Below are 1,140 nucleotides of genomic sequence, written 5' to 3'. Positions count from 1 at the left end.
AGCCAAGCATGGCAATGCCAGTGCTGAATCGCATGATAGCCTCCTCGATTTGTTATCATTCTGACGATGGAAGCGTGTTATTAGACAGGACTGTTGGCGGCAGAACGCCCGCTTCGATGGACTCGAAAAAAAACAATTTATCCGTTTTAATTCAAAAAGTTACAGGTTCAAATCGATCCATTCGAACGTGAGATCCCGATGAATTACTGGACTGCAGGCGCCGCTATCGTGTGCCTGAGCATCAGCTCTACCTTGCTGCTGGCCGGCTTGAGCTGGATGGTCAATCGCCAACAACATCGACTGCCACTGGCCTACCTGCTTGCACTGATTGCGCTGGCAGTTCTGCAATCGCTGGAATTTGTGTATCACTCCACAGATCTGTTCCAGCACTGGCCCTTCTTCCTGAAGCTGGCTGACCCTGTCGTGGTGATGATCCCGTTTTGCATCTATGGCTATATTCGTGCCCTGCAAGGGCAGAACATCCTGGCCAGGTCGCGGCGTCGCCGCTGGACGCACGCGTTACCGGTGCTGCTGGTGGCCGCCCTCGCCGTGCCCTTCTGGAGCCTGCCCCCGGAACAGAAAATCTACTGGATGCTGGCCGGGCGCAAGAACCATGACCTGTGGGAGCCCATCACCCTGTACGGCAACCCTTATCTGGCCATCATTGGCGCTCTAAGCCTTTTTTACTGGTGGCAACAACGCCAACAGGGAATCCAGAGCCGCCGCAGTGCAGTGATTGAATGGGTAGGCAACCTGCAAACATTCCAGCTACTGATCGCCTTGTCCATTGCCGCCAGGCTGGCGCTGTTCTATTTGTTCGATATCCGCATTTCGCTGACTTTTGTGCTGGCACCAGCCACGGCCTACCTCACCTATTTGTTGCTGACCCGAATTAATCTTCCCGTGCAGCAAGCACCACCGCGTGCTGCTGCAACGAAAGCAACAGCGAAAGAGATACCGGCTTGTGCAAAAAACGAAAAAAACGATGACGCGCACGCTGTTTTCCCGTTGCTGGAAAACGCCATGAAAAAAGGATTATTCAGAGAAAATGATCTGACCCTGGGGCGACTGGCAGCACACTGCGGCGTCACCACGCATCAGGCCTCTGCGGCGATCAATCAATGCTCCGGCCACCATTTT

At 54.0% G+C, this 1,140-nt stretch carries 2 protein-coding genes; both read left to right on the top strand.

The window, feature by feature from the left end; translation table 11 throughout:
• Positions 1-191 (top strand): hypothetical protein (locus A3730_RS32560; protein ID WP_231883883.1); only part of this gene is annotated, 191 nt, incomplete at its 5' end.
• Positions 192-198: 7 nt separating this feature from the next.
• On the top strand, positions 199-1,140 hold a 942-nt coding region (locus A3730_RS07080; protein ID WP_063537794.1), incomplete at its 3' end, for a hypothetical protein.

The organism is Alcanivorax sp. HI0044 (genome assembly GCF_001634945.1).
The sequence above is the reverse complement of the archived record's forward strand: the minus strand, read 5'-3'. Positions and strand labels throughout refer to the sequence as shown.